Genomic DNA, 26,115 nt, shown 5'->3' on the forward strand with positions numbered 1-26,115 from the left:
AGTTCTGCATGACCACGCCGCTGATTTGCCCCTCGATTCTGGCCTCCGACTTTTCCAAGCTGGGCGAGGAGGTGCGCGCCATCGACGCCGCCGGGGCCGACTGGATTCATATTGACGTGATGGACGGGCATTTCGTGCCCAACCTGACCATTGGGCCGGATGTGGTGAAAAGCCTGCGTCCGCATACGCAAAAGACCTTCGACGTGCACCTGATGGTGACGCCGGTTGATCCCTACCTTGAGGCCTTCCGCGCCGCCGGGGCCGATTATATGAGCGTTCACCCGGAATCGGGCCCGCACCTGCACCGCACGCTGAAGCAGATCCGCCACCTGGGGGCCAAGGCCGGGGTGGTGCTCAATCCCGCGACGCCGCTCGACGGTCTGGAATGGATCATGGACGACCTCGATCTGATCCTACTGATGAGCGTCAATCCGGGCTTTGGCGGCCAGAGCTTTATCGAGAGCCAGCTGCGCAAGATCGAAGCCGTGCGCAAAAAGCTGGACGCGCTGGGTCATCCCGCCGTGCTTCAGGTCGATGGCGGCGTGAATCTGCAAAACGCCGCCGCCTGTGTGGCTGCCGGGGCCACGGCGCTGGTCGCCGGGACGGCGGTCTTCAAGGGCGGGCCGGACGCCTACGCCGCCAATATCAAGTCGCTCAAGGGTCTCTGACCCGATGCAGGTCTATGAGCAGCCCATTGCCATAGCCGGTCATGCCGCGGTGCGTACACCGTGGGGCAAGGTCGTGCGGGCGTGGGCGCGCCGTCAGGCCGCTGCCGAAATCTTCGGGATGCCGGGCTATCGCCTGTCCTTACGCGGCCCCGCTATCGAAGGCTTTATCGCCGCCCCCCACGAAATCCGCCCGCCCAATCCGCATCTGGGCAAGGCCATGATGTCGGGTCGCTATAGCCTCGGTGGCGCGCGCATGAGCGTGCAGGGCACAGGTGATCCGTGGAACCGCCCCTCGCCCACCCGCGCCTTTGCGATTGAGCTTCACCGCTTCTGCTGGCTGCGCCACCTGTTCACGCAGGGCGAGGACGGGGTGAAGGAAGGCCTGCGCCTCTTCCTCTTGTGGGACAAGACCTTCCGCAAATGGACGCCCTTTGCCTGGGATCAGGGGGTGCTGGCGCGCCGCCTGATTAACCTGAGCGTCTTTGCGCGCCGCCTGTCGGCCTACGCCTCCGAAGCCGAAGCCCACTGTCTGGCGCAGTCGATGGCCGAACAGGCCCGCCACCTGTGGCGACTGCCGCGCAATCTGGCCTGGTATGCCCAAAAAGCCACGGCGCTGGTGCTGGTCGGTTGCGTCCTGTCCGGACGCGCGGGCGACAGTCTGCGGCGCAAAGGGCTGCACATCCTGCCCAAGGCGCTGAAGCGCACCATCCTGCCCGACGGTTCGCACGCCTCGCGCAGCGTGCAGGCCGGGCTGGAACTGCTCTACGATCTGCTGCTGATCGAGGATGGGCTGAATCAGCGCGGGCTGGCCATTCCGGAATATCTCGAAACGGCTATCGAACGCCTCAGCCGCTTTGTGCGCACCCTGTCGCATCCGGACGGTTCCCTGTGCGCCTTTCAGGGGTCGGAATCCCTGCTGGCCGAACAGGTCGCGCCCGCCCTGCTGCACGAAGAAAAGCGCCCTCTGGCCCCGACCTCCCTGCCGGTATCGCTGGAGCATGGGCGTTATCAGCGGCTGATCGGGCGCTCGCTGACCGTCTTTGTCGATACAGGCGAACCGCGCTTTGGGCCTCTGGGTTACGCGGCTTGCGACCACCCTATGAATTTTGAAGTGTCGGGAGGCCGCGACAAGCTGTTTGTCACGCCGGGCTGGGCACCGGGGCATTCGGACCACCACGAATTCCGCATCATCAATGCCGCCAACACCCTGACACTGGGGGATCTGCCCATCCTCAGCCCCATCACCGGGCGTTTCGGGGAGTTGCTGCATTTCGGCCTTGAGGGGCTGCGCTATCGCATCCGCAGCCGCCGCATCGAATCCGAAGACGCCGGTTCGCTGATCGAGATGGAACACGAAGGCTGGCGCCCCGTCTTCGGCCTCAAGCACGAGCGCCGGCTCTATGTCGATCCGCAGCGCGACGAACTGCGCGGCGAGGAAAAGCTGATCCCCGTCGAGCCGAAGAAGGACCTGCCGGAACAGGCCCCCTACGCCCTGCGCTTTGTGCTGCACCCGGAGGTGCAGGCCTCACTGGCGCGTGACAAACGCTCGATCCTGCTTCGCGGTCCCGGCGGGCGCGGGTGGTGGCTCAGGCACGACGCGCGTGAGGTCAGTATCGAAGAGTCGAGCGTCTTTGAACGCGGTCAACCGCGCAAATCGACAACGCTTCTGCTGCGCGGCACGGTGCGGCTGGCCACCCCCCTGCGCATCCGCTGGAAGCTGTCACCGGCGGAGGCGTGATTTATGCTGAAATTACATCGCATATTTGTGCCGGTAGAAGGCTCAATTAAAATCTATTATTGTTATGAGAACCTGCTGACAAATAGGTTCTACGTGCAATTGTCGCATATTGCTCGTCTTCCACTCGAAGAGGGTGGGTATATTCAGGCCGAGCGAGAACACCATGAAAGTTTTGATGTTCTCACTGAATATCAGAGTTTTGAATGGCAGGATTCCATCGCTGAAGCCATCCGACACCACGACGAAGAGTTCGGCGAAATGATTGCCGATATTAAGGGTGGAAAGTTTGACACATCCCACTGAGTAGCTGTGAACTTGGACGAAATTCAGCGTGACACAAACTTAAACGTTTAAGCTCAGCGCCTCACATTTTCCGTTACAAATGAAGGGGGATTGTGGGTTTTCTTTTGTGCCCCCCTTGTGTAAACCGCGCGCATCTTTCCCCCTCTTCTGTACGGATGCGCCCATGCCCGCCGCCCCTGATTTCCCGCCCGCTCCCGATCTGGTTACGCCGAAGCGCGCGCTTATTTCCCTGTCGGACAAAACCGGCCTGATCGAGGTGGCGCAGGCTCTGGTGGCGGCGGGTGTCGAAATCATCTCGACCGGCGGGACGCGCGCCGCCATCGACAAGGCCGGTATCGCCGTCAAGGACGTGTCAGACCTTACGCAGTTTCCGGAAATGATGGATGGCCGGGTCAAGACTCTGCACCCCAAGGTGCATGGCGGTCTTCTGGCCTATCGTGACGCCCCGGAGCACGCCAAGGCGCTGAACGATCACGATATCGCCCCTATCGACATCGTGTGGATCGACCTCTATCCCTTTGAAAACACTGTGGCTTCGGGCGGTGGGTTCGAAGCGGCCATTGAGAATATCGACATTGGCGGGCCGGCCATGATCCGTTCGTCGGCCAAGAACCACCCCTACGTCGCCGTCTGCGTCGATAAGTCGGGTATGGACGAGGTGATCGCCGCTCTGCAAAGTAGTGGTCAGACCCCTCTGTCTCTGCGAAAATCGCTGGCCGCGCGCGCGTTTGCCCGCACTGCCGCCTATGACAGCGCCGTTTCGACCTGGTTCGCGGCGCAACTGGGCGACGATTATCCGCTGCGCAAGACCCTTGCCGGGGCGCGCCTGCAAACCATGCGTTACGGTGAAAACCCGCATCAGTCGGCCGCCTTCTACAAGACCGGCGAGGACCGTCCGGGCGTCGCCACCGCCAAACAGCTCCAGGGCAAGGAACTGAGCTATAATAACGTCGCCGACACCGACGCGGCGATCGAGCTGGTGGCCGAGTTCGAGCAACCGGCGTGCGTCATTGTTAAGCACGCCAATCCCTGCGGCGTGGCCGTCGGCCCGGACCTGCTCACCGCCTATAAGCGCGCACTGGAATGCGACGACGTGTCGGCATTTGGCGGCATTGTGGCGCTGAACCGCAGGCTGGACGCGGCCACGGCGGAAAAGATCGTCGAAATCTTCACTGAGGTGATCGTCGCCCCCGAAGCCGATGACGAGGCGCTTGAGATCGTCAAGGCCAAGAAGAATCTGCGCCTGCTGGTCACTGGCTCTCTGCCCGATCCGCTGTCGGGCGGTCAGGTGTTCCGCAGCGTGGCTGGCGGGCTTTTGGTGCAGTCGCGCGACACGGCGCGCATCACCGCCACCGACCTCAAGATCGTCACGAAGCGTCAGCCGACCCCGACCGAGATCGAGGACATGCTGTTCGCCTTCACCGTCGCCAAGCACGTCAAGTCGAACGCCATCGTCTATGCCAAGGACGGCCGCACGGCGGGCATCGGGGCCGGTCAGATGAACCGTCGCGATTCGGCCCGCATCGCCGCCCTGCGCGCACAGGAAGCGGCTGAGAAGATCGGCCTGAGCGAGTCTCTGGCCAAGGGTTCGGCCTGCGCTTCGGAAGCCTTCTTCCCCTTCCCGGACGGGCTGCTCGAAGCCGCCGCCGCCGGGGCCACAGCGGTGATCCAGCCGGGCGGCTCGATCAAGGACGCCGATGTCATTGCTGCCGCCGATGAGGCGGGCCTGACCATGGCGTTTACCGGCGTCCGCGTCTTCCGCCACTAAACCGGCTACATCCCTCCCTGCAACAGCGGGGAGGATGTACAAAGTCATATCGCGTGGTATCTATCCCTCGGGGACGTGTTTCCGAGGGATTTTTCATGCCTGAGACCCTGGCTGAGCGGTGGGCGCGCCTGTCGCCCTGTACCGAGACGTTCGGACCGGCCGATGCCGTACCGCGCCCGGCCCTGATCCTGTTCCACGGCTGCGGCGGCGTGCGACCGCACATCTATCACTACGCCGAAGCCGCCGCCGCCATCGGTGTGCGGGCCTATGTGGTCGATTCCCTGAAAGCGCGCGGCTGGGGCCGGTCGCACGGCGTGTCGCTGGTCTGTACGGGGCTGGCCCTGCAAGGCTATGAGCGTTCCGGCGACGTGCTGGCGGCCATCAAGGGCATTTCGGCCCTGCCGGAGGTGATATCGGATCAAATCGTCCTGTCGGGCTGGAGCCACGGCGGCTGGTCGATCATGGACCTGATGACCGAACCCCTCAAAAGACCCGGCGAGGCCAAGCTGGCCGATCCCGACCCCACCCTGATCGACCACGTGCGCGGCCTGTTCCTCGTCTATCCCTATATCAGCTTCCCGGCGCGCAGCCTGCGTCACCCCTGGCTCTATCGTCCGCGCACCCGCGTCGCACTGGCGCGAAAGGACCATCTGACCCCCTATGCCCGCGCGATTTCAATGCTGGAGCGACTGAAAACCGACGGCCTTCCGGTTGATATCCTCAGCTTCGACGCCACCCACGCCTATGACGAAGAAAGCTTCGGCGGCCTTAACCCCATGCACCACGATCAGGCGGCGGTGGATGGCACCACCGAAGGCCTGATCGGCTTCCTGCGTGAGGTGTTTAAGATGGAGGCCTCCGCTCCGGCTCAGGCCGCTGCGGTTGGTTGATGGACAGCCTGCAACAGCGCTTTGAGCGGTTATGGCCGCATGTCACGGTGCGCGGCGCGCCCGACTCGACGCCGCGCCTGACCGTTGTGCTGTTTCATGGCTGCGGCGGCGCAGGTCGAAACATCACCCTGTTTGCCGACTACGCTGTCTCGCTGGGTCTGAGAGCGGTGATCGTCGATTCCTACGCCCCGCGCGGTATGAAGCGGCGCCTGGCGGCCTTTCTGGCCTGCAATGGGCTGTGGCTGAGGGGCTATACGCGCTCCGGCGACGTGCTGGCCCTGCTGTGGGGCCTGTCGCAACGGCCGGAGGTGAACGGCATCCTGCTCGCCGGCTGGAGCCACGGCGCATGGGCGATTATGGACCTGATGACGCAGCCCCTGACCCGCCCCGGTGAAGCGCGGCTCAGCGACCCCAGCCCCGAACCCCTGACCCAGGTGCGTGGCCTGTTTCTGATGTATCCCTATGTCAACTTCCTCGCCCGTTCGATGGATAAGGCGTGGCGGCGGCAGATCCCGACCCTGATGGTCATTGCGCTTAAGGATCATCTGGCGCGCTTCAGCCTGTCTTTGAAGGCCGTGCGTCGCCTGCGGGCTCAGGGCGTGCCACTTGAGACGGTCGTGGTCGATTCCACCCACGCTTTCGATGAGCTGGGGGCCGATCGCTTCGGCTTCATGAAATACGACCCGCAATCGGTATCCACCGTGCGGGCCGCTCTTGCCGAGTTTGTAAGGCGCTTTAAAACTTAATGCCCGCTGTGCTCCGCCGCACCCGAAAGAGGCGCGTTCGACACAGGGGCCTCGATCTTCACCGCCCCGGCCTTGGCGAAGTTGAGCGTCAGGCTGAGCGTTTCGCCATCGGCGGGACGGGTCTTAAGCCCCATCAGCATGATGTGATTGCCACCGGGCTTCAGCTCGAGCGTCTGACCGGCCTTGACCTCAAAGCCTTCGGGCACCGGCGACATCATCATCTTGTTACCGTCCATCCTCATGGTGTGCAACTCGACCTTTTCGGCGCAATCACAGGCCACGGAGACCAGACGGTCGTCGTCCTTGCCGATATTCTTGACGGTGACATAGCCGCCCGTATTCGGGTTTTGCCCAAGCGCCGCGCGCACCGCATAGTGCGACAGCTCAAGACCGCTTTCGGTCTTGACGCCATCGACGTCGGTCTTGGTCTTCACGGTGGTGACGCCGTGGGATTCCGTTTCGGTCTTGACCTCAGCGGTCGAATGGCCGCCGTCACAGGCCGCCAGAGCGCCCAGCGAAAGCGCCGCCACTGACAGAACGATAAACTTACGCATGGTATCCTCCCTAAAAAGCACCTCCCCTGATTTCAGGGGAGGTGGATTCGACGCCGTTAGGCGGAGAAAACGGTGGGGTTAAACTGAGAATGTTAGCCCCACAGTCCAACGATCTTTTTGACGTCCCTGACCACCGGTTCCGCCGCCGCTTCGGCCGCTTCGGCACCCAGCTTTAGCACGCGGTCAACCTCTGCCGGGTCGTTCAATAACCCACGCAGGCGCTCGGAGATAGGCGACATCTTGTCCACCACCACCTCGGCCAGCGCCGGTTTGAACGCGCCAAAGCCCTTGCCGCCAAAGTCGTTGAGCACGTCCTGCACCGACACCCCGGCCAGAGCTGCATAGATACCGACCAGATTCTTGGCCTCCGGGCGCTCAGACAGACCGGTCTCCTCGGTCGGCAGCACTTCGGCGTCCGACTTGGCCTTCTTGATCTTGGAGGCGATGGTGTCGGCATCGTCGGTTAGGTTGATGCGCGAATTGTCCGAAGGATCGGACTTCGACATCTTGGCCAGCCCATCGCGCAAAGACATGATGCGCGCGCCCGGCCCCTGATAGAGGGTGTCCGGCAGCGGGAAGTAGTCCACCTTATAGTCGTGGTTGAACTTCTTGGCCACGTCTCGGGTCAGCTCAAGGTGCTGACGCTGATCCTCGCCCACCGGTACGTGGGTGGCCTTATAGAGCAGGATGTCGGCGGCCTGAAGCACCGGATAGGTATAGAGGCCGATCGAGGCGCGTTCCTTGTCCTTGCCCGCCTTGTCCTTGAACTGAGTCATGCGGTCGAGCCAGCCCAGACGCGCCACACAGTTAAAAATCCACGCCAGCTCCGAATGGGCGCGCACCGCCGATTGCGGGAAGATGGCCGACTTCGCCGGGTCCACGCCCGCCGCGAGGTAACAGGCGGCGATTTCGCGCGTCTGCGACAACAGCTTGTCCGGGTCCTGCCAGACGGTGATCGCGTGCAGATCGGCAATCATGTAGAAGCGCGTGGCCTCAAGGGACTGCATGTCGGCGAACTTTTTGAGCGCACCGAGATAGTTGCCGAGGTGAAGCGAACCGGACGCCTGAATACCGGACAGAATACGCATGTGTGGACCCTCTTACCCCTTACGCAGGGCTTTCCTGATGTCGGACGGGCGGACGGCCCGTGTTGCGAACAGAAGGGCGATATAAACGAAAAGTCCGACGAGACAAACGCCCACAATGGCGATTTCCTTGGTCAGATGATGCGTCAAAGGCTCAATCACCCCTTCGATCACCGCGCGATAGTGCGAAGCCAGCGCGCAGAAGGCCCCCATCAGCGCCCCGGCCATGATGATCTTCAGCAGGCCCGCTGCGGCTTTGGGGCCCAGCGACCATGTCTTGCGGCGGCTCAGCGTCCACCACATCAGGCCGACATTGACCCAGGCCGCTGCCGAAGTACCGATGGCCAGCCCCGCCACGCCGATCAGCGGGAACAGGGTCAGGCCGCAGGCCAGATTGACCACCACCGACACCATGGCGAACTTCATCGGCCCATAGGTGTCCTTACGCGCAAAAAAGGCCGGGGTCAGTACGCGCGCCAGCACGAAGGCCGGCACACCCCACCCGTAATGCAGCAGGGCGCGGGCCGTTTCCTGCGCGTCGTGCTGCAGGAACTCCCCCCGCGTATAAAGGCCGTCGATCAGGAAGAAGGGCATAGCGATCAGCGCGGCTGCGGCGGGCAGGGTCAGGGCCATGGCAAACAGCACGGAATCGTCCATCACGCTTTGCGAGCGTTCCGTATCGCCCGACTGCACCGCCCGCGACAGGGTCGGCAACAGCGCCACACCAATGGCCACCCCGACCAGCCCCAGCGGCAACTGATACAGGCGATCGGCGACGCTCAGCCAGGTACGCGCCCCGTTGACGCCCGACGCCAGAAGCGAGGAGACGAAGACATTGATCTGCGTCGCGGCGGCGGCCAGCGCGCCCGGCACCGCCAGCAGCAGCAGGCCGCGCATTTCCGGGGTCAGCTTCGGCCATACAAACCCGATGCGAGCCCCTGTCCTGCGGCAGCCCCAGACGAGCAGCGCCGCCTGCGCCAGACCGGCGGTCAAAACCCCGATGGCCGCCAGATAGGAGGCGTGTATCGGGTCCTTACCGAACCACACGAACACCAGCATGAACAGGTTGAGCAGGGTCGGCACAAAGGCCGACAGGGCAAAACGCCCGCGCGCATTCAGCACCCCGGACAGAAGCGCCACCATGGTCATGCACGGCAGATAGGGCATGGTGATCTGCGTCAGTATGATGGTCAGGCGCATCTTCGCCGGATCGTCGGCGTAACCGTGCGAGAAGACGGCCATTACCTGCGGCATGAAGATCATGGCCAGCGCGCTCAGCACAATGGCGATCATCGTAATGGTGGCCATTGCGTCGCGCGCCAGCCGGTCGGCGGCTTCGGGGCCTTCTTTTTCCAGCGCCGCTGAATAGGCCGGGACAAAGGCGGCGGTAAACGCACCTTCGGCAAAGATGCGGCGGAACAAATTGGGGAAGGTCAGCGCCGTGGCATAGGCATCGGCGGCGATATTGCCCGACGCCCCCATGACGGCGGTGATGACCAGATCACGGGCAAAACCCATGACGCGGCTGACCAGAGTCATGCCGCCAAAGACAAGCGAGGAACGCACAACGCTGGTGGGTTTCGACCCGGTTTCCTGAGACACGCGGCATGGCCTTAAAGGGGAGCAATCGGTTTCGCTCTTACCCTAGCCGCAGGAATTAGCAAGCGCGGAGGGGTTAATGGGGAGGAAGACCGTTGGACGGCACAGGACATCGAATCATTTGTGACCGCAACGGGCGCAAAGCGGTCAGCACCCAACGCCAGTGAATGGGTGCGTAACGGGTTGCGGATTATTGAGGCGCGGGAATGCCGTCTCGCTGAGCTGGACCGCGCGTTGCACACCGGCCTGCCCAAAGAGGTCGCCGGAGCACTGATCTCGCACGATACCCTGATGAATGAATTAAAGCAGCGCTACACCCGCATGGCGGCTGAGCGGAGCGAATAATTTACCACCGGTTCCATGGGCCGCGTCGCCGTTTCTGCTATGTAGGCGATAATGGCTTAAATTTTGTCACTCAAGCCACGAGACCATGCTGGGTTGATCACTCGATTTTTAGCGCTCAGGCGGCGCGGACGATGTTTTCGGCTTCCGAGGAGGCAATCTGCATATTGCGCGCCATGTCCTGAGATGTGGCGCTTTGTTCTTCGACCGCACCTGCCGTGAACAGGACCTGCTCCTGCACATTGGAAACGGTGGCGCGGATGGCATCGAGCGCATTGACCACGGCGGCAGAGGAGGCGCGCACGCCGGCGATTTCGCCGACAATCTGTTCGGTGGCCCGTCGCGCCTGCGTCGCCAGATTTTTAACCTCGGTCGCCACGACGGCGAAACCGCGCCCGGCTTCGCCTGCGCGGGCCGATTCTATGGTGGCGTTCAGAGCCAGAAGATTGATCTGGCTGGTGATATTGCTGATCATCTCGACGATGCCGTCCATCTGCGCCGCCGCAACGGCGAGTTGCCGGGCGCTGTCGTCGGCCTCGTTTACGGACTGATTGGCCTGATCGGCCGCCGCCTTGGTTTGCGACATGGTGTCGGAAATCGACCGGCCCGTGGCCGCCATTTCCTCAACCGCCGCCGACAGGTCCTGAAGCGAGTGGGACAGTTCGGTCGTCCGGTTGAGCGCTATGCGTCGGGCGGTGACGTCGGTGGCGTATTTCATGACCTTGTACGGCTTGCCATTCACGTCGAGAATGGCGTTGTACGAGGCCTGAATATAGATGGTTCGCCCACCCTTGGCCTGACGCTGAAACTCTGCGGAAACGAATTCACCGTGCGCCAGCCGGGTCCAGAACGCGCGATAGGCGTCGCTGCTGGCCGTGGCCTCATCGACGAACATCCGGTGGTGCTTGCCACGGATTTCGTCCAGTCCATAGCCCATGACCTTCAGGAAGTTGTCATTGGCGTTGAGGATGGTACCGTCCAGACTGAATTCAATGACCGCCTGCGCGCGCGACATGGCCTCCACCTGGCTCAGAAGGTCTGCGTCCTTCTGCGCCTGCTGAGTGATGTCAGAGGCGAATTTGACGATCTTCAGGAGGCGACCATCTATGCCCAGTATGGGGTTATAGGTGGCCTGAAGGATGACCTCACGCCCGTCCTTATTGATCCGCTTGAACTGCGAAGAGACGAACTCGCCCGCCAGTAGTCGCCGCCAGAAATCGGCATAGGCCGCGCTTTTGGCGTCGTTATCCGTGACAAACAGGCGGTGATGCCGTCCGACGATTTCGTCCAGACGATAGCCCATCACCTTCAGGAAGGCGTCATTGGCGGTAATCACCGTGCCATCCAGAGCGAACTCGATGACAGCCTGAGACCGCGAAAGCGCCGCGACCTTACCTTCCAGATCGAGGTCGCGCAGCTTGCGTGCGGTCACGTCGGAGGCGATTTTGATAATCTTGTAAGGCTTGCCCGAACGGTCGAGAATAGGGTTATAAACGGCTTCCAGATAGACGTTGCGCCCGTCTCTGGTCTGACGCCGGAACTCTCCTTTTTGCGCGACCCCGTGTTTCAGGTCGGCCCAGAATTGCCGATAGGCGGGCGTTTGCACCTCACCCGCATCGACGAACGCCGAATGGTGCTTGCCTACCAGTTCAGAGGCCGAATAGCCCATCAGGTTTAGAAAATTGGCGTTGGCAGAGAGCACATGCCCGTCAAGGTCAAATTCGATAAGACCTTGACTAAGGTTAATTGCCGTCAGCAGGTCCTGATTAAGGCCATCAGCCTTATGCGACTTTTTTCCACCAAACGCTGACCACATGGACGGCACTCCGCAACGCAATGAATGACATTGTTACGGAAGAGTCTCAATAAGAGGTAAATCTGCTCCTTAACGCGCCATCGACGCCCTTGCCCGCGTAGGGGTGGCACGTGACGGGGCCGAGGGGGGGTCCAACACGTCGGTCAGGGCGCGGTGAACCTTGTCGCGCTGCGCTTTTGTCAATTGCTTGCGCGTAAAGTGATCGACCACGTAGAAGGCATCGACGGCGCGTTCGCCGTAACAGTCGATGTGGGCCGAGGCCGTATCGAGACGCGCGCGCGCCAGCACGCTGGCTACATCGGCCAGAAGCCCCGGACGGTCACGGCCCGACACCTCAATAATGGTCATTTGCGGGTTGGACTCGTCGTCGAACACCACGGTCGGCGCGATGGCAAAGGCCGCCGTGCGGTGGGCATTGATCGCCTTATGGATCAGGGGCGCCGCCACTTCACCACCGACGGCCTTTTCCAGAGCCTGTTCCATCTGACGAATGCGGCCCGGATCGTCATGGCCAAAGGGCTTGCCCTGCGTGTCCTGCACGTAGAAGACGTCGAGCGCCTGAGCCGTGGTGGAGGTAAAGACCTGTGCCCCCACGACGTTGGCGCCCATATTGGTGAAGCAGCGCGCCAGATCGGCAAACAGGCCCGGCCGGTCTGGCCCCATTATGCAGAAGCGGGCGGCGTTGCGGGTGGTGTCGATATGGGCCTGAGCCGAGGCCTTGCCTTCAGCAGCGTTCCACACCTGACGGGCGTGCTGGCGAATTTCGTCGGCAGAAAAGGCAAACAGATACGACTCTTCCATCGTATCGAGCCAACCGCGCATCCGGGCATCCCCGGCGCTCAAAGACTCGCGCAAGGCGGCGGCGCGCGCCTGAATCTCTTCACGCACCTGGGTCACGGCGTCGCCTTCGCTGCCACGCCCGCCCCGGAAGGCGGCTTCGGTGGCGGCCTGAAGCTCACGCATCAACTGCCCTTTCCAGCCGTTCCACACGCCCGGCCCCACGGCGCGGATATCAGCGACGGTGAGAACCAGAAGCTGACGCAGGCGCTCAGGCGTTTCGACGATGCGCGCAAAAGACGCCACGGTTTCGGGGTCCGACACATCGCGCTTTTGCGCATAGTCAGACAGGACAAGGTGATGACGCACCAGCCACGCCACCTGATCTATCTGCCACTTTTCGAGGCCCAATCGCGCACAAGCGCGCCGCGCAGCGATTTCGCCCTCGATCTCCTGCCCCAACTCGCCACCCTTGCCCACATCGTGCAACAGCATGGCGAGGTAGAGGGTGTCCTTATTGGCCAGATTGGGGATCAGCGAGGTGGCCAGCGGATGGTCGTCCCGGTGCTGCCCCAGTTCGATATCGCGGATGATACCGATGGCGCGCAGGGTATGCTCATCGACCGTATAGGTGTGGTACATGTTGAACTGGGTCTGGGCCACAATGTGCCCGAACTCAGGGATATAGCGCCCCAGAAGCCCCGTCTCGGTCATCAGGGACAGGGTGCGATAGGGGTTTTTGCCGCGCACCAGTATATCCAGAAAGACCTCGGCCACGGCCTTGTCGCGGCGCAGAGCGGCGTTGACCAGCTTGAGGTTACGCGCTACCGCCGTGAAGGCGTCCGGGTGCAGGTCCATCTCCAGCCGGTCCGCCATGCGAAACAGCTTGAACATGGCGATCGGGGCCTTTTTGAACACGTCCGGGCTTTGCACGCTCAGACGGCCGGAGTCGATGATGAGGCCCGGATGTTCAGGCTTGCTCAGCGACAGAAGCCCCGACTGAAAGAGTTGCGTCAGGCGTTGCAGCGGCTTGGTCTGCTGCGCCTCCAGCTTGGTGCAGAAGATGCGGGTCAGCGCGCCCACCTCCTTGGCCACCAGAAAATAGCGCCGCATGAAGCGTTCGACCGCCGGCTCGCCATCGGCTTCGACATAGCCCATGCGGCGGGCGATTTCCGGCTGAAGGTCGAAGCTCAGGCGTTCTTCGGCGCGCCCCGCCGTCATGTGGATCAGGATGCGGACCTTCCACAGGAAGTCGAAGGCCTGCACAAAGGCGGTGCGCTCTTTTTCGGTCAGAAGCGGATCAAGGACGCCCCAGCCGCCTGCCGCCTGCGGTTTCTGGCTTTCGCGCAGCACCGGCGCAGGCGTCGCCCCCGCCAGGTATTTGGCGATCCAGAACAGGGTATGCAGGTCGCGTAAGCCCCCCTTGCCTTCTTTAAGATTGGGCTCAACGACATAGCGCGTCGTTCCGGCCTTGGCGTGACGGAAATCGCGCTCCTCCAGCTTGGCCGTGACGAAATCAGACGCGCCGTGACGCATGACATCGAGCGCCAGCTTTTCTTTCAGATACTGCACCAGTCCGCTGTCGCCAGCCAGAGGGCGGTATTCGAGAAGCGCGGTCATGACCGTGTGGTCTTCGCGCGCCATCTTGAGGCTTTCATCGACCGTGCGCGAGGCGTGCCCAACCTTCAGGCCCAGATCCCACAGCGAATAGAGGATGAATTCGATGACGCTTTCGGAGTGCGGGGTTTCCTTCCACGCCCGCAAGAACAGCAGGTCGAGATCGGAATAGGGGGCCAGTTCGCCGCGCCCGTAGCCACCCACCGCCACCAGCGCCAGACGCTCACCCTCGGTCGGGTTGCGCGCGCGATAGACGTGGGTCAGGGTAAAGTCCCACAAAGCCGTGATGATTTCGTCAGCCAGCTTCGACAAGTCACGCGCCGTCGATAGCCCGCCACGGTGGTCCTCCACATGTGACAGAAGGCTTTCGCGCGCCATATCCCATTCACGCTTGAGGATGGCCACCGCCTTACGCCGAAGGTCGGCCACGTCACCGGTCGAGTCCTCATAGGCCTCGGTCAGTTTGCGGCGCAGCAGAGCGCCGTCAATACTGTGGCTCAGCAGGGCGGGACTGGTCTTGGTCAGCATGGGGGCGGGTTCACCTGCGGGCGGCATTGACGTATCCCTGTATTACACCAAACCCCTTAAACGATAGATAACTTCCAGGGCCTCGCGGGGGCTGAGGTCGTCCGGATTGAGGCCCTTGACCGCCTTTTCCAGCTCGGTTTCAGCGGGCTTTTGCACCGCAGCAACCGCAACCTGTGCCTGAACCGTGGCAAACAACGGCAGATCGTCCAGTTTAAGCTGATGTGCCTTATCGGTCTCCAGCCGCTCCAGTATGTCCCTGGCGCGCGCCACCACCACCGGCGGCATTCCGGCCAGACGCGCCACCTGCACGCCGTAGGATCGATCCGCGGCGCCACGTTTGGCTTCGTGCAGGAAGATCAGCTCGCCATTCCACTCACGCGCCGTCATGGAGATATTGTGGGTATGGGCCAGTAAGGATTCAAGCTGCGCCAGCTCATGATAGTGGGTGGCGAACAGGGCGCGGGCCTTGACCACCTCATGCAGATTTTCAGCGCAGGCCCAGGCGATGGCCAGACCGTCAAAGGTCGCCGTACCGCGCCCGATCTCATCCAGAATAACGAAGGACCGCTGGGTCGCCTGAGTGAGGATGGCCGCGGTTTCAACCATCTCCATCATGAAGGTCGAACGCCCCTGCGCCAGATCGTCACCGGCCCCAACGCGCGAAAAGAGACGATCGACCACGCCAAGCCGGAAGGACGCTGCCGGAACGAACAGACCGGCCTGTGCCATGATGACCAGCAGAGCGTTCTGGCGCAGGAAGGTCGATTTACCGGCCATGTTCGGCCCCGTCACGAGGTCGAGCCGTGGCCCGCTCTGACCCGACGCATCAAGGCAGCAATCATTGGGCGTGAACGGCTTGCCTTCGGCGCGCAGGGCCGCAACCACGACCGGGTGGCGCGCCCCCCTGGCATCAAAGACAAGGCTGTCGTCCACCACGGGGCGGGTGGCTTCAAGGTCTTCGGCCCATTCGGCCGCGGCGGCGGCAACATCCAGCGCGCAGAAGGCGTCGAACATATCCTGCAACGGATGCGCGTTGCGGCGGACCTCCTCGCGCAGGTCCTCGAAAATGGCCAGTTCGAGATTGAGTGCATCGGACCCGGCGCGGGCGATGCGCGCGTCAAGATCGATCAGGTCCGGCGTCGAAAAACGCATCTGGTTGGCGAGCGTCTGACGATGGATAAAGCGCTGACGATGGGTGTCGCTCAAGGCCTCGGCCTGTTTGGCCGTCAGTTCGATGAAATAGCCCAGAACCGCATTGTATTTGATCTTCAGCGGCAGGCCGGTTTCCTGCTGGAGGTCGGACTCCATGCGCAGAATGATCTGACGCGAGTCGTTGCGCAGGCTGATGGCGTCCTGAAGATGGCTGTTGTAGCCGGGCTTGATGAAACCCCCATCGCGCGTCGTAAGGGGCGGCTCATCGACCAGCGCCATGTCGAGCTTAAACAACAGGTCCAGCACGTTTTCCGACGCCGTCAGGGCCTCGACATGGGCATGAATTTCAACGGGCCAGTCAGGGTCGAGCCGGGTTTCCGGGTCATTGGGCTGCAACAGGCCAACCATATCTCTGGCCAGATCGAGGCAGTCGCGGATGACCTTCAGATCCCGCGGCCCGCCGCGCCCCAGACCCAGCCGCGACAGGGCGCGCGCCATATCGCTCATACCGCGCAAACGGCCGCGCACCTCCTGACGCAGCGACCGCTGAGCCAGGAACCACTGCACGGCGTCCAGTCGGCGATTGATCTCGACCGGGTTGTTCAGCGGGCGCGACAGACGCGCCGCCAGAAGTCGGGAGCCACCGGAGGTGATGGTGCGGTCGATGGCAGACATCAGCGAGCCTTCGCGGCTGCCCTTTTGCGTGCGCTCGATCTCCAGACTGAGGCGGGTGGACGGGTCGATGGCCAGATAGGCCAGAGAGGCGACCTTTCTGGGGGCCTTGAGCACCGGGGCCTTGCCCGCCTGCGTCAGGTCGATATAGGCCGCCAGCATCCCGAGCGCCGACAGTTCGGACGGGCTAAACGCCCCAAACCCATCCAGCGTTTCAACGCCATAGAGCCGCTTCAGCCGCGCCTCGCCCGCCGCCGGATCGGAGAGAGACGCCGGTTGCGGCTGGATAGCCCCACCGCAATATTTCAGCAGGGCATAGAGGTTTTCATCCTGAAGCAGGCGGTCAGACACAAGGCTTTCGGAGGGCCGCAGGGCCGACAGGTGCGTGCCCAGCGTCTCCGGGGTCAGCTCCAGACACTCCACCTCACCCGTGGACAGTTCCAGCGAGGCCAGCGCCATCACGCCCGCCCTCTGTGACAGGGCCACCAGACGGTTGGCGCCGCGCTCTTCCAACAGACTGTCTTCGGTCAGGGTACCCGGCGTGACGATGCGCGTAATGCCGCGTTTCACCACCGCCTTATAGCCGCGCTTTTTGGCTTCTGACGGGTCTTCGAGCTGGTCGCAGATGGCGACGCGGAACCCCAGGCGGATCAGCTTGGCGATATAGGCTTCGGCGGCGTGGGCGGGCACGCCGGCCATGGGGATGTCTTCGCCCTGATGCTTGCCCCGCTTGGTGAGCGCCAGAGACAGGGCCCCGGCCGCCTGCTCGGCATCCTCAAAGAACAGCTCGTAAAAATCGCCCATGCGAAAGAACAGGAGCGAGCCCGGATTGGCGGCCTTGACCTCCAGATACTGGGCCATCACCGGCGTCGCGCCGTCGAGTTGCGCCTTGAGGTCTTTTTCGGATGGAGGGATCGCGTTCATGGGATTGGTTTAGAGCGCATCCCGAAAAGTGTGAAGCGGTTTTCGGACCCGATGCGCGTTCTTAAGTCAGTGTTAACAAACCTCACCAGCGCGAAATGCGCTGTTGCGGGGATTTCCACAACCGTCCTCATCCGGCGGCCCCGCTTATGTGCGGAATTCCGCCCTCCGTTTCAGATATTGAAATGAAATAAAACCTTTTTTGACGGTTTTAGGGGGAATAGGGTGTTTATCCCGAGCCTATACTGCCATACTAACACCCTAAGTAAACCTATAATTGTCAGACAAATAACCGCGAGACGGAACGCCGGAATGCCCATCGACAAGACCAAGGTCAGCGACGAAGAAGCCCTGAATTTCCACCAGTACCCTACCCCCGGGAAGATCGGACTTCAGCCGACCAAGCCTATGGCGACGCAGCGTGATCTGGCGCTGGCCTATTCGCCGGGTGTTGCCGTGCCGGTGCGCAAGATCGCCGAAAATCCCGATGCCGCCTATGACTATACGTCGAAGGGCAATACGGTCGCGGTGATTTCCAACGGCACCGCCATTCTCGGTCTGGGCAATCTGGGGGCTCTGGCGTCCAAGCCCGTGATGGAAGGCAAGGCCGTCCTGTTTAAGCGCTTTGCCGATATCGACTCGTTCGATATCGAAGTGGCGACGCAAGACCCCGATGAATTCATCACCGTGGTCAAGAACATTACGGCCTCTTTCGGCGGTATCAATCTCGAAGACATCAAGTCGCCGGAATGCTTCATCATCGAGTCGGCGCTTCAGGACCTCGCTGACATTCCTGTCTTCCATGACGATCAGCACGGCACGGCCATCATCGCCGCCGCCGGCCTGATCAACGCGCTGGAAATCACCGGTCGCCGGATCGAAGACACCAAGGTCGTGCTGTGCGGCGCAGGCGCGGCGGGCCTGTCCTCCATCAGCCTGATCAAGGCCATGGGCGTGAAGCCGGCAAACACCACCGTCGTCGATATTCATGGCGTGGTCTATAAGGGCCGCACGGTCGAGATGGACCAGTGGAAGTCGGTCCACGCCACCGATACGGACAAGCGCACACTTGCCGAGGCGATGGTCGGGGCCGATGTGGTGCTCGGTCTGTCGGCCAAGGGCGTCATCACACCGGAAATGGTCGCCACCATGGCGCCGCAGCCGATCATCTTCGCCATGGCCAATCCCGATCCGGAAATCACGCCGGAAGACGTGGCCAAGGTGCGCGATGACGCTATCGTCGCCACGGGCCGTTCGGACTATCCCAATCAGGTCAATAATGTTCTGGGCTTCCCGTATATCTTCCGCGGCGCGCTGGACGTGCGCGCCCGCCGCGTCAATCACGAGATGAAGCTGGCCGCCGCCATGGCGCTGGCGCAACTGGCCCGCGAAGACGTGCCGGACGAAGTGGCCGCCGCCTATCAGGGCCGTCACCTGAAGTTCGGCAAGGACTACATCATCCCGACGCCGTTCGACCCGCGCCTGATCTGGTACATTCCGCCCTTCGTGGCGCAGGCCGCCATGGATACCGGCGTGGCGCGCAAGCCGATCGAGGACATGGATTCCTATCGCAAGACGCTCGAAAAGCGCCTCGATCCGTCGGCAGGCTTCCTGCAAAACATCACCGCCACTGTGCGGTCACGCCCCTCCAAGCGCATCGTCTTTGCCGAAGGCGAAGACATCTCGGTCATCCGCGCCGCCCACGCGTTCAAGGCGCAGGGTCTGGGCACGCCCATCCTTTGTGGCCGCGAAAACCTTGTCACTGCCAATATGCGCGCGGCAGGTCTCGACCCGGCGGAAGAAGATATCGAAATCGTCAATGCCCGCTTAAGCCACCGCAATTCGGCCTATTCACAGCTTCTGTACAGCCGCCTGCAACGCAAGGGCTTCCTGAAGCGCGACGTTGACCGTCTGATCAATCAGGACCGCAACTCGTTCGCCGCTGCCATGGTCCTGTCCGGCCACGCCGACGGCATGGTCACCGGCGTCACCCGCTCCTTCGATCAGGCCTTTGAGGAGGTTCTGCGCGTCGTCGACCCGGCCCCCGGTGGCCGCGTGATGGGTCTGTCTATAGTGCTGGCCCGCGGCAAGACGGTGTTTATCGCCGACACCACGGTGGCCGAGCTGCCCGATCCCGAAGAACTGGTCGAAATCGCGGTTGAAGCGGCCATGGCGGTGCGCGGCATGGGCCACACGCCGCGCGTTGCCTTCATGTCTTATTCGACCTTTGGCAATCCGGCTGGCGAGCGTTCCGACCGAGTGGCCAAGGCGGTTGAGCTTTTAGAACAACGCGGCGTCGATTTCGAGTTCGAAGGCGAGATGCCGCCCGACGTGGCGCTTGACCCGGCCCTGTGGGCCAACTACCCGTTCCAGCGCCTGACCGCTCCTGCCAATATCCTGGTCATGCCGGCCATCCACTCGGCGTCAATCTCGACCAAGCTTGTACAGGCTCTGGGCGGTGCGACCGTCGTGGGCCCGCTGCTGCTCGGCCTTTCTAAGCCCGTGCAGATCTGTCAGCTGTCAGACTCGGTTACGAAGATCCTGACTATGGCCACCTTTGCCGCCTACGACATCCGGGCAAATATCAACAGCTGAGCGAGAAAAACTTAACGAGAGGTATCAGGGCGGAGCCGTCAGGCTTCGCCCTGTTCTTTTATGGCGCCCAAACGTATCAACCAGAAGGCCAGCACCACCGCTATCAGGCCGACCAAAGCGGTAAAAGTGAAAAACAACATATAGCCCGCTCCCAGCGCTTCACGCGAGACGCCCAAGGCCGCAGCCGGTTTGGAAAAGCTGACCGCTGGCAGGTTGTTGAGATAGCCCATAAACGGTGTCGCCAGGTTGCCGCTGTCTGCGCCCCGCGCGGCCCCTTCGACGATGCGGCCTGACTGTGAGGCGAGAAGCTTACCCGGCAGGGCGTAGACGGAGGACAAAAGCGCATACTGTGGGGCGGCGAAGCGTTCGGAAATCAGGGACGACATGAAAGCAATCAGCACCACGCCGGCATAGCCGCCGGAGATGTTGTCGATAGCCAGAGCGATGGAAAAGGCCGCAATGCTGTTGCCCTGCGTCGCGAGCCAAGCATAGGCGAGATTCGAAAGGGCGCAGGCAAAGGCCCCGATCATCAGGCTCTTTTTCATGCCCAGGCGAGTCATCGAAAGTCCACCGGCCGTCACCCCGATAATAGTCATGATGACGCCGAACACCTTGCGCACTTCACCGATAACAGCCTTGTCGAAGCCCATATCGAGATAGAAGGCCCCGTTGATATTGAGCAGGAAGTCCGACAAACGGTACACGCAAATGCCCGCCAGAATAAGCCAGGCCAGATTTTCGAAACGCGCAAGGAAGTCCGCCATCGGCTCGACAAACGTCTGGCGCAGGTAAGCCCCAGGACGGGTCGGCATCTGCGGCAATGGCAGGCACGCGACGATCAACAGCCCGAGGCCGGTCAGCACCGCCGGAAACTGCAGGAATATACCGGTTTCGCGGCTAGTCCAGATGGCTTTGGCCGCCTCATAGGCGTCTGCGGTCGGGAACAGGAACTGAAACAAAGTGATATTGGCAGTCAGACCAGCGCCCATCAGTAAGGCGGCAACTAGCATGATAAGAACACGCACCCCCCATTCCAGCGCTTCGGTGCCCGGGTGCGGTGGCAGACCGCGATAGTCGATGGGACGAATAATGTGTTCACCTTCACGCGCCAAAAGCGTACCCGTAATGCCAATCAGCATCATGGCCGCCATCATCGCATAGGCGGGTCGCCAACCATAATATTGGGCTATCACAAGCGGCAGAATACCCGCCACGAAGGTCGAAACCCGCGCCCCCCAGGTATAGGCGGTGGTAAGCACGGCCTGCCCGCCTGCACCGAGACTGTTGGCATTTTCGATCCGCCAGGCATCGACTACGATGTCCTGCGTCGCGCCCATAAAGCCAAGCAGCACAGCGATCAGCGCCATCAGCATCAGGTGATCCTGAGGGTTTAGGCCCGAAATGGTCCATAACCCAATGAGGATCACAGCTTGCATGATCAGCATCCAGCTACGTCGATGCCCCAAAAGCGCCGTCAGGCCGGGCAAGCGCACCCTGTCAACCAGCGGGGCCCACATGAATTTCAGGCTGTAGGCAAAGGTGGCCAGCGAGAAGAAGGCGATGACCTCAAGCGACAGACCCTCTTCACGCAACCAGATGGACAAGGTGTCAAAAATCAAGGTCAGCGTCAGGCCGGACGAGAACCCCAGACAGATCATAGCCAGGGTCCGCCGCGTAAAAAAGGGCTTCACGGCCTGCCACAGTGTCTTGGTCTCAGGCTGCGCGGGCGGCGGAGTGGTCATGAGTATCCCCGATAAGAATCCTGAGCAGGATCATCGGGGGAAGCCATTGATTTGGCAAGCGTGCAAAAGGCTTCTTATAGGGCAGTTTGTCAGGCCGCGTTGGCGCGCCCGCACCATTGGCTCAGGCGGTGACGCAAGGCCGGCAGCTCTATGGGCTTGGTCAGGAAGTCGTCCATACCCGCCGTCAAACAGGCGCGGCGATCTTCTTCATAGGCGTTAGCGGTCAGGGCGATGATTGGCAGCCTGACGCCCTTGGCACGTAAGGCTTTGGTGGTGCCAATACCGTCCAGGCCCGGCAAACCAAGGTCCATGAACACGATGTCGTAGGGGTTTTCCGCTTCGATCAGCTTCAGCGCCTCTTCACCGCTGGCGGCGCGCTCCACACGGCAGCCCTCACGTTGCAGAAGAATTTGAGCCAAAAGTGCGTTGACGGGATTGTCTTCGACGAGCAGCACCTTCACGCCGGGAGCAACCACCGGCACGATACGATCATCTTCGGTCGCGGCCACCATTTCTTCGTTGGGCAGCGGTTTGAGCGACAGGGCCTCAATGCGCTCCTTCAACGAACTGCGGCGCAAGGGCTTAATCAGGTAGCCGGCCCAGCCCTTATCTCTCCAAGCCGGAATTTCATCACGTTCTTCCGGGGCCAGAAGGATCAGACTTCGGTTGTTGGGCGCGGGCACAGGTTCAGGCAAAAGACGACGATCCGCCAGCACTACGGCGCGTGAACGACGGCCAATACTTTTGAGTTGTGTCCCCTGACGTACCCGGATGCCGCAACTATCGAGATGCGATTGTGCCGCCTCGGCCAAGACGGAATTAGCCGTAAGGCAGACCACATCAGGGGTAGCACGCGGTTCAGGAGCAGTGCGCAGGCTACAGGGAACGGGGAAGGTGGCGGTGAATAATGACCCCATGCCCGGCTCTGACTGAAGGTCGAGTTCGGCGTTCATCGCCTCAATCAGCTTTTTGACGACCACCAGTCCCAGTCCGGCACCGCCGTATTGCGCCCCCGCGTGCGAAGGATCGACCTGCCCGAAGGCCTCAAAAATGCGCACTCGCGCCTCTTCGGGGATCCCGGCGCCTGTATCACGAACGCCGAAACGTACAGCTCCGCCTTCAGTCAGCGTCACCCCAATGAGAACGCCCCCGCTTTTAGTAAACTTAAGCGCATTACCGGCCAGATTAAACAAAATCTGACGCAGACGCCCTTCATCTATTTCGATGGCTTCAAGCCTTGGATCAAGGCTCCACGCAATTTCGATTCCCCCCGCATAGGCGCGCGGTGACAACAGCTCCGCCACGCTTTGCAGGAGGGGTTCGAGTTCGATGAGATGGCTTTCCAGATGGATATGCCCGGCTTCGATGCGCGCATAGTCGAGCAGATCGTTGACTAGAGTGAGCAGATGTTCACCCGACTCACGCGCCGTTTGAAGGTAGGACTGCTGTTCAGCAGTCAAAGAAGTACGGTTAAGCAGCGACAACATCCCCAGCACACCATTGAGCGGCGTGCGGATTTCATGGCTCATCAGCTTAAAGAAATCCTCGCGTGCCTTAAGCTTCTGCGCCGCCTCGCGGGCTTCAGCTTCGGTCATCAGACGGCTGTCAGTTTGTTCCGGCGCGAGGGACATCTGGCGTCTGGACATGGGGTTCGCGTGTCTCCGTACTTCGTTTTGAAGTCCTCTCCAGCCTAGCGGCAAATCCTTAACATCGGCTCAAGCCATCGGTGTTTTACCCGATGAATATACGGTTTTCTGGTGTTCAGAAGCCGCTCGTCACTAGAGGAAGGCGCGCGGCCGGACGGACACCTCCCAACCTTAAGCTCACAACTGAAAGCGAGTGATACCATGCGTATGACTGCCTTTTCCAAAACGGCCTTCGCGAACCCGTATGTTCGTACCGGTCTGATCGTCGCGCTGACGGCGCTGTCCATGGCTAATCCGACATTTGCCCAGATCGCCAAGCTCAGCATATCGCGCAGAAAGGCTGAAAGCCCTGGCACTGTCGGGTAAGATTGCGCCTCCTCGCAACGCAACCCGCCCTTACCCCTCAAACGCCGTGAATGTCCTGCGCGACGGCAAAATGTCTTTCAAGTCGCCGTAAGGAAACGCCAAAGCCGTCATCTTACGCAAATCTTATCCACACCCTGCGGAATGAATTTAGACAAATCAAGAACAAAGATTGAACAAATGGGCACAAATACACATAACTGTAGTATACGACCCGGCATAACCACGAAATCTCGGATATTTTCCTTTAGATTCTAGGCCTTGGCTGTGGATAGCTTACGTTCCACCGCGTTCCATAAGGCGTCGCCCGCATCTATGCCATCAAACGCTTTAAGTTGCACCGCGCCCGTCGGCGACGTCACGTTGATTTCTGTCAGATAATCCCCGATGACGTCAAGTCCCACAAAGATCAGGCCCCGTTCACGCAGGGCCGGACCCACCGCCGCGCAGATTTCCAGATCACGCGGCGTCAGCGTCGTGGGCGCCGCCGTGCCGCCGACGCGCAGGTTGGAACGCACCGCGTCCTTTTGCGGCACACGATTGATGGCCCCGACCACTTCGCCATCGACCAGAATGATGCGCTTGTCGCCCGCCGAGACGGCCGGGATGAATTTTTGCAGCACCAGAGGCTCACGACCAATCGCCGCGTGCAGTTCGATCAGGGCATCGAGATTACGATCATCCGCCTTGAGCTTGATGATGCCGCCACCGGCCGCCCCATGCAGCGGTTTCAGGATCACGTCACCGTGGCGCTGCTGAAAATCGCGCAGAGCTTCGGGGTCGGCGCTGATCAGGGTCGGCGGCTGAAGACCCTGAAAATGCTGGGCGAACAGTTTTTCCGGACAATCGCGCACGCTGCGCGGATCATTGACGACCAGAGTCTTCGGATGGATCATTTCGAGCAGGTAGGTGGCGGTAATATAGGCCACGTCGAACGGCGGGTCCTGACGCATCAGCACCACATCAACATCGCTGCCCAGATTAAGCTTATGGTAAGCCCCGGCCGTAACGTGATCGCCCTTGACCGGCCGCAGCGTTACCTTACGCGCGCGGGCGAAAATCTCACCGTCTTCCAGAGACAGGTGTTGCGGTTCATAGACCCACAGTTCGTGCCCGCGCGCCTGCGCCGCCATCATCAGCAGGAAGGTGGTATCCCCGGCGATATTGATGGTTTCGATCGGGTCCATCTGGACGGCAACGCGCAGGGTCATAGGGCTAACTCTCGTTTCTTGCCATCTATTTATAGAGCCTGAGCGTCAGCACAAGGGGACGGGGGTCAGATTCCGTCGGCAAAGGCGTCGCGCACATAGCGCACACAGCGTGGCGTCACAACATAAAGATCAACGTGCAGGCTGAGTTTGGCCAGTTGCGGGCGACGGGCCTGAAGCTGATGACCCGCCTGCCATAGACGGTATTTCTGGGTGGGATAGACCGCTGTCAGGGCCTCCATAGCGGTGCGGCGTTGCTTGACCTCAATGACCGCAAGGCGCTGACCGCGCTGGGCCAGAATGTCGATTTCGCCTTCGGGTGTTTTCAAGCGAAACCCCAGGATGCGATGCCCGGTGAGCAAGAGATGGACGAGCGCGATATATTCGCTCAGATGCCCGCGTTTGTGCGCCTTCTGCCCGCGTTCTACCTTGTGGGCATTGAGGCGTTTCATTTCAAATCCAGCGCCCGCTTGTAGATCACCTTACGCGGCAGGTCGAACTTCTGCGCCAGGAGAGCCGCCGCTTCGGACGGCGGCAGAGTTTTCAGCGCGTCGATAATAGCCACATCCAGATCGTCGGCAGAGGCTGCCTCGGCCTGACCCGGCCCGATCAGCACGACAATCTCGCCCTTCGGTTCCTGAAGTTCGCGACAATCGATCAGTTCACCCAGTGAGCCGCGCACGCAGGTTTCATAAAGCTTGGTCAGCTCACGGCACACGGCCGCCGGGCGCTCGCCTAAAACGGCGCGCATATCACTCAGAGACTCATGCAGACGGGGACCGGTTTCAAAGAAAACCACAGTCGATTCAAGTGCTTTAAAATCGGACAGAAAGGTCTTCCTGGCTGCCGACTTGTTCGGCAAAAACCCCGCAAACATAAACCGATCCGTCGGTAGTCCGGCCAGACACAGAGCCGCCATCACCGCCGACGGGCCCGGAATGGGATGCACCCGTGCGCCGGCTTCCAGCGCCATATTGACCAGCCGGAAGCCCGGATCAGAGACCAGAGGCGTCCCGGCATCCGACACCTGGGCTACGATGTCACCAGCATGCAGGCGCGTCAGAATTTCCGGAATAACTTGTGGCCCCGAATGGTCGTCGTAGCGGATCAGCTTTTTTTTGAGATCATAGGCCGAGAGCAGCTTGCCCGTCACCCGCGTGTCTTCGCACAGCACCACATCGGCGGCGCGCAGCACGTCAAGCGCGCGCAGGGTGATGTCGCGCAGATTGCCGATCGGCGTCGCAATAATATAGAGCCCGCCTTCGACAGGACGGGGCGGTGGGGCAAAGAAATCGCTCATGCCCCTATCTGGCGCATGGGCCGCCGTTTGAAAAGCCGGGAGCAGGGTGATTTGTGATACAAGCCTCATCCCGCTCTGGATTTTT

20 protein-coding genes are annotated in these 26,115 nt (G+C 61.4%); 9 read left to right on the forward strand and 11 right to left on the reverse strand.

The genetic code is table 11. The annotated features are described in order from the left end of the window. Nucleotides 1-8 precede the first annotated feature (8 nt). The 6 genes from rpe to ACK8OE_RS05345 all read left to right on the forward strand — a co-directional run bounded on the left by rpe (nt 9) and on the right by ACK8OE_RS05345 (nt 6,113). A complete protein-coding gene (rpe, locus tag ACK8OE_RS05320; protein ID WP_013477555.1) occupies nt 9-668 on the forward strand; it encodes a ribulose-phosphate 3-epimerase in 660 nt (219 codons plus the stop codon). 4 nt (nt 669-672) lie between these two features. After that, nucleotides 673-2,406 carry a heparinase II/III family protein gene (locus tag ACK8OE_RS05325; protein ID WP_410271700.1) on the forward strand — a complete coding sequence of 578 codons (1,734 nt, stop codon included), beginning with the start codon at nt 673-675 and terminating at the stop codon, nt 2,404-2,406. Nucleotides 2,407-2,409: 3 nt separating this feature from the next. Continuing rightward, complete coding sequence (locus ACK8OE_RS05330) at nt 2,410-2,709, forward strand: hypothetical protein (protein WP_410271701.1); 300 nt, start codon at nt 2,410-2,412, stop codon at nt 2,707-2,709. Between the two features lie 163 nt (nt 2,710-2,872). Then, nucleotides 2,873-4,477, forward strand: a complete 1,605-nt coding sequence (gene purH / locus ACK8OE_RS05335; protein ID WP_410271702.1) for a bifunctional phosphoribosylaminoimidazolecarboxamide formyltransferase/IMP cyclohydrolase — start codon at nt 2,873-2,875, stop codon at nt 4,475-4,477. Between the two features lie 95 nt (nt 4,478-4,572). Next, a complete protein-coding gene (locus ACK8OE_RS05340) occupies nt 4,573-5,367 on the forward strand; it encodes a dienelactone hydrolase family protein (protein WP_410271703.1) in 795 nt (264 codons plus the stop codon). Continuing rightward, nucleotides 5,367-6,113 (forward strand): dienelactone hydrolase family protein, encoded by a 747-nt coding sequence (locus tag ACK8OE_RS05345; protein WP_410271704.1) that lies wholly within the window; start codon nt 5,367-5,369, stop codon nt 6,111-6,113. The genes ACK8OE_RS05340 and ACK8OE_RS05345 overlap by 1 nt, the downstream gene beginning before the upstream one ends. Here ACK8OE_RS05345 and ACK8OE_RS05350 read toward each other — a convergent pair. The 3 genes from ACK8OE_RS05350 to murJ form a co-directional block, all read right to left on the reverse strand. Next, nucleotides 6,110-6,667, reverse strand: coding sequence for a copper chaperone PCu(A)C (locus ACK8OE_RS05350; protein WP_410271705.1), 558 nt, complete (start codon nt 6,665-6,667; stop codon nt 6,110-6,112). The genes ACK8OE_RS05345 and ACK8OE_RS05350 overlap by 4 nt on opposite strands. Nucleotides 6,668-6,759: 92 nt before the next feature. Further along, a complete protein-coding gene (gene trpS / locus ACK8OE_RS05355; RefSeq protein ID WP_126422228.1) occupies nt 6,760-7,755 on the reverse strand; it encodes a tryptophan--tRNA ligase in 996 nt (331 codons plus the stop codon). Between the two features lie 12 nt (nt 7,756-7,767). Then, the gene (murJ, locus tag ACK8OE_RS05360; protein ID WP_410271706.1) at nt 7,768-9,354 is read right to left on the reverse strand and encodes a murein biosynthesis integral membrane protein MurJ; all 1,587 of its coding nucleotides are present in this window, start codon (nt 9,352-9,354) and stop codon (nt 7,768-7,770) included. 120 nt (nt 9,355-9,474) lie between these two features. On the opposite strand from murJ, the gene ACK8OE_RS05365 reads away from it, so the two are divergent. Next, on the forward strand, nt 9,475-9,696 hold the full coding sequence (locus ACK8OE_RS05365) for a type II toxin-antitoxin system ParD family antitoxin (protein ID WP_410271707.1): 222 nt from the start codon (nt 9,475-9,477) through the stop codon (nt 9,694-9,696). A gap of 115 nt (nt 9,697-9,811) precedes the next feature. Here the strand turns inward: ACK8OE_RS05365 and ACK8OE_RS05370 are convergent, their stop codons facing one another. The 3 genes from ACK8OE_RS05370 to mutS form a co-directional block, all read right to left on the reverse strand. Further along, nucleotides 9,812-11,509 carry a PAS domain S-box protein gene (locus tag ACK8OE_RS05370; RefSeq protein ID WP_410271708.1) on the reverse strand — a complete coding sequence of 566 codons (1,698 nt, stop codon included), beginning with the start codon at nt 11,507-11,509 and terminating at the stop codon, nt 9,812-9,814. A gap of 69 nt (nt 11,510-11,578) precedes the next feature. Continuing rightward, nucleotides 11,579-14,458, reverse strand: coding sequence for a [protein-PII] uridylyltransferase (locus tag ACK8OE_RS05375; protein ID WP_410271709.1), 2,880 nt, complete (start codon nt 14,456-14,458; stop codon nt 11,579-11,581). A gap of 15 nt (nt 14,459-14,473) precedes the next feature. After that, nucleotides 14,474-17,179, reverse strand: a complete 2,706-nt coding sequence (gene mutS / locus ACK8OE_RS05380; RefSeq protein ID WP_410271710.1) for a DNA mismatch repair protein MutS — start codon at nt 17,177-17,179, stop codon at nt 14,474-14,476. A 309-nt stretch (nt 17,180-17,488) separates the two neighbouring features. Here mutS and ACK8OE_RS05385 point away from each other — a divergent pair, with 309 nt between their 5' ends. After that, nucleotides 17,489-19,771 (forward strand): NADP-dependent malic enzyme, encoded by a 2,283-nt coding sequence (locus tag ACK8OE_RS05385; RefSeq protein WP_410271711.1) that lies wholly within the window; start codon nt 17,489-17,491, stop codon nt 19,769-19,771. Between the two features lie 38 nt (nt 19,772-19,809). Here the strand turns inward: ACK8OE_RS05385 and ACK8OE_RS05390 are convergent, their stop codons facing one another. Together ACK8OE_RS05390 and ACK8OE_RS05395 are read right to left on the reverse strand one after the other, a co-directional pair. Next, entirely contained in the window at nt 19,810-21,513 is a 1,704-nt protein-coding gene (locus tag ACK8OE_RS05390; RefSeq protein WP_410271712.1) for an AmpG family muropeptide MFS transporter, read from the reverse strand. 89 nt (nt 21,514-21,602) lie between these two features. After that, nucleotides 21,603-23,159, reverse strand: coding sequence for a response regulator (locus ACK8OE_RS05395; RefSeq protein WP_410271713.1), 1,557 nt, complete (start codon nt 23,157-23,159; stop codon nt 21,603-21,605). Between the two features lie 201 nt (nt 23,160-23,360). Between ACK8OE_RS05395 and ACK8OE_RS05400 the strand changes: the two genes are divergently transcribed. Beyond that, on the forward strand, nt 23,361-23,525 hold the full coding sequence (locus tag ACK8OE_RS05400) for a hypothetical protein (protein WP_410271714.1): 165 nt from the start codon (nt 23,361-23,363) through the stop codon (nt 23,523-23,525). A 251-nt stretch (nt 23,526-23,776) separates the two neighbouring features. Here ACK8OE_RS05400 and gshB read toward each other — a convergent pair whose 3' ends face one another. The 3 genes from gshB to rsmI form a co-directional block, all read right to left on the reverse strand. Continuing rightward, nucleotides 23,777-24,733, reverse strand: coding sequence for a glutathione synthase (gene gshB, locus ACK8OE_RS05405; RefSeq protein ID WP_410271715.1), 957 nt, complete (start codon nt 24,731-24,733; stop codon nt 23,777-23,779). A gap of 65 nt (nt 24,734-24,798) precedes the next feature. Further along, complete coding sequence (locus tag ACK8OE_RS05410; protein WP_410271716.1) at nt 24,799-25,182, reverse strand: YraN family protein; 384 nt, start codon at nt 25,180-25,182, stop codon at nt 24,799-24,801. Then, nucleotides 25,179-26,030, reverse strand: coding sequence for a 16S rRNA (cytidine(1402)-2'-O)-methyltransferase (gene rsmI, locus ACK8OE_RS05415; protein WP_410271717.1), 852 nt, complete (start codon nt 26,028-26,030; stop codon nt 25,179-25,181). Before rsmI ends, ACK8OE_RS05410 begins: the two co-directional genes overlap by 4 nt. Nucleotides 26,031-26,115 lie beyond the last annotated feature (85 nt).

This window comes from Asticcacaulis sp. W401b (genome assembly GCF_046503825.1).
Lineage (GTDB): Bacteria > Pseudomonadota > Alphaproteobacteria > Caulobacterales > Caulobacteraceae > Asticcacaulis.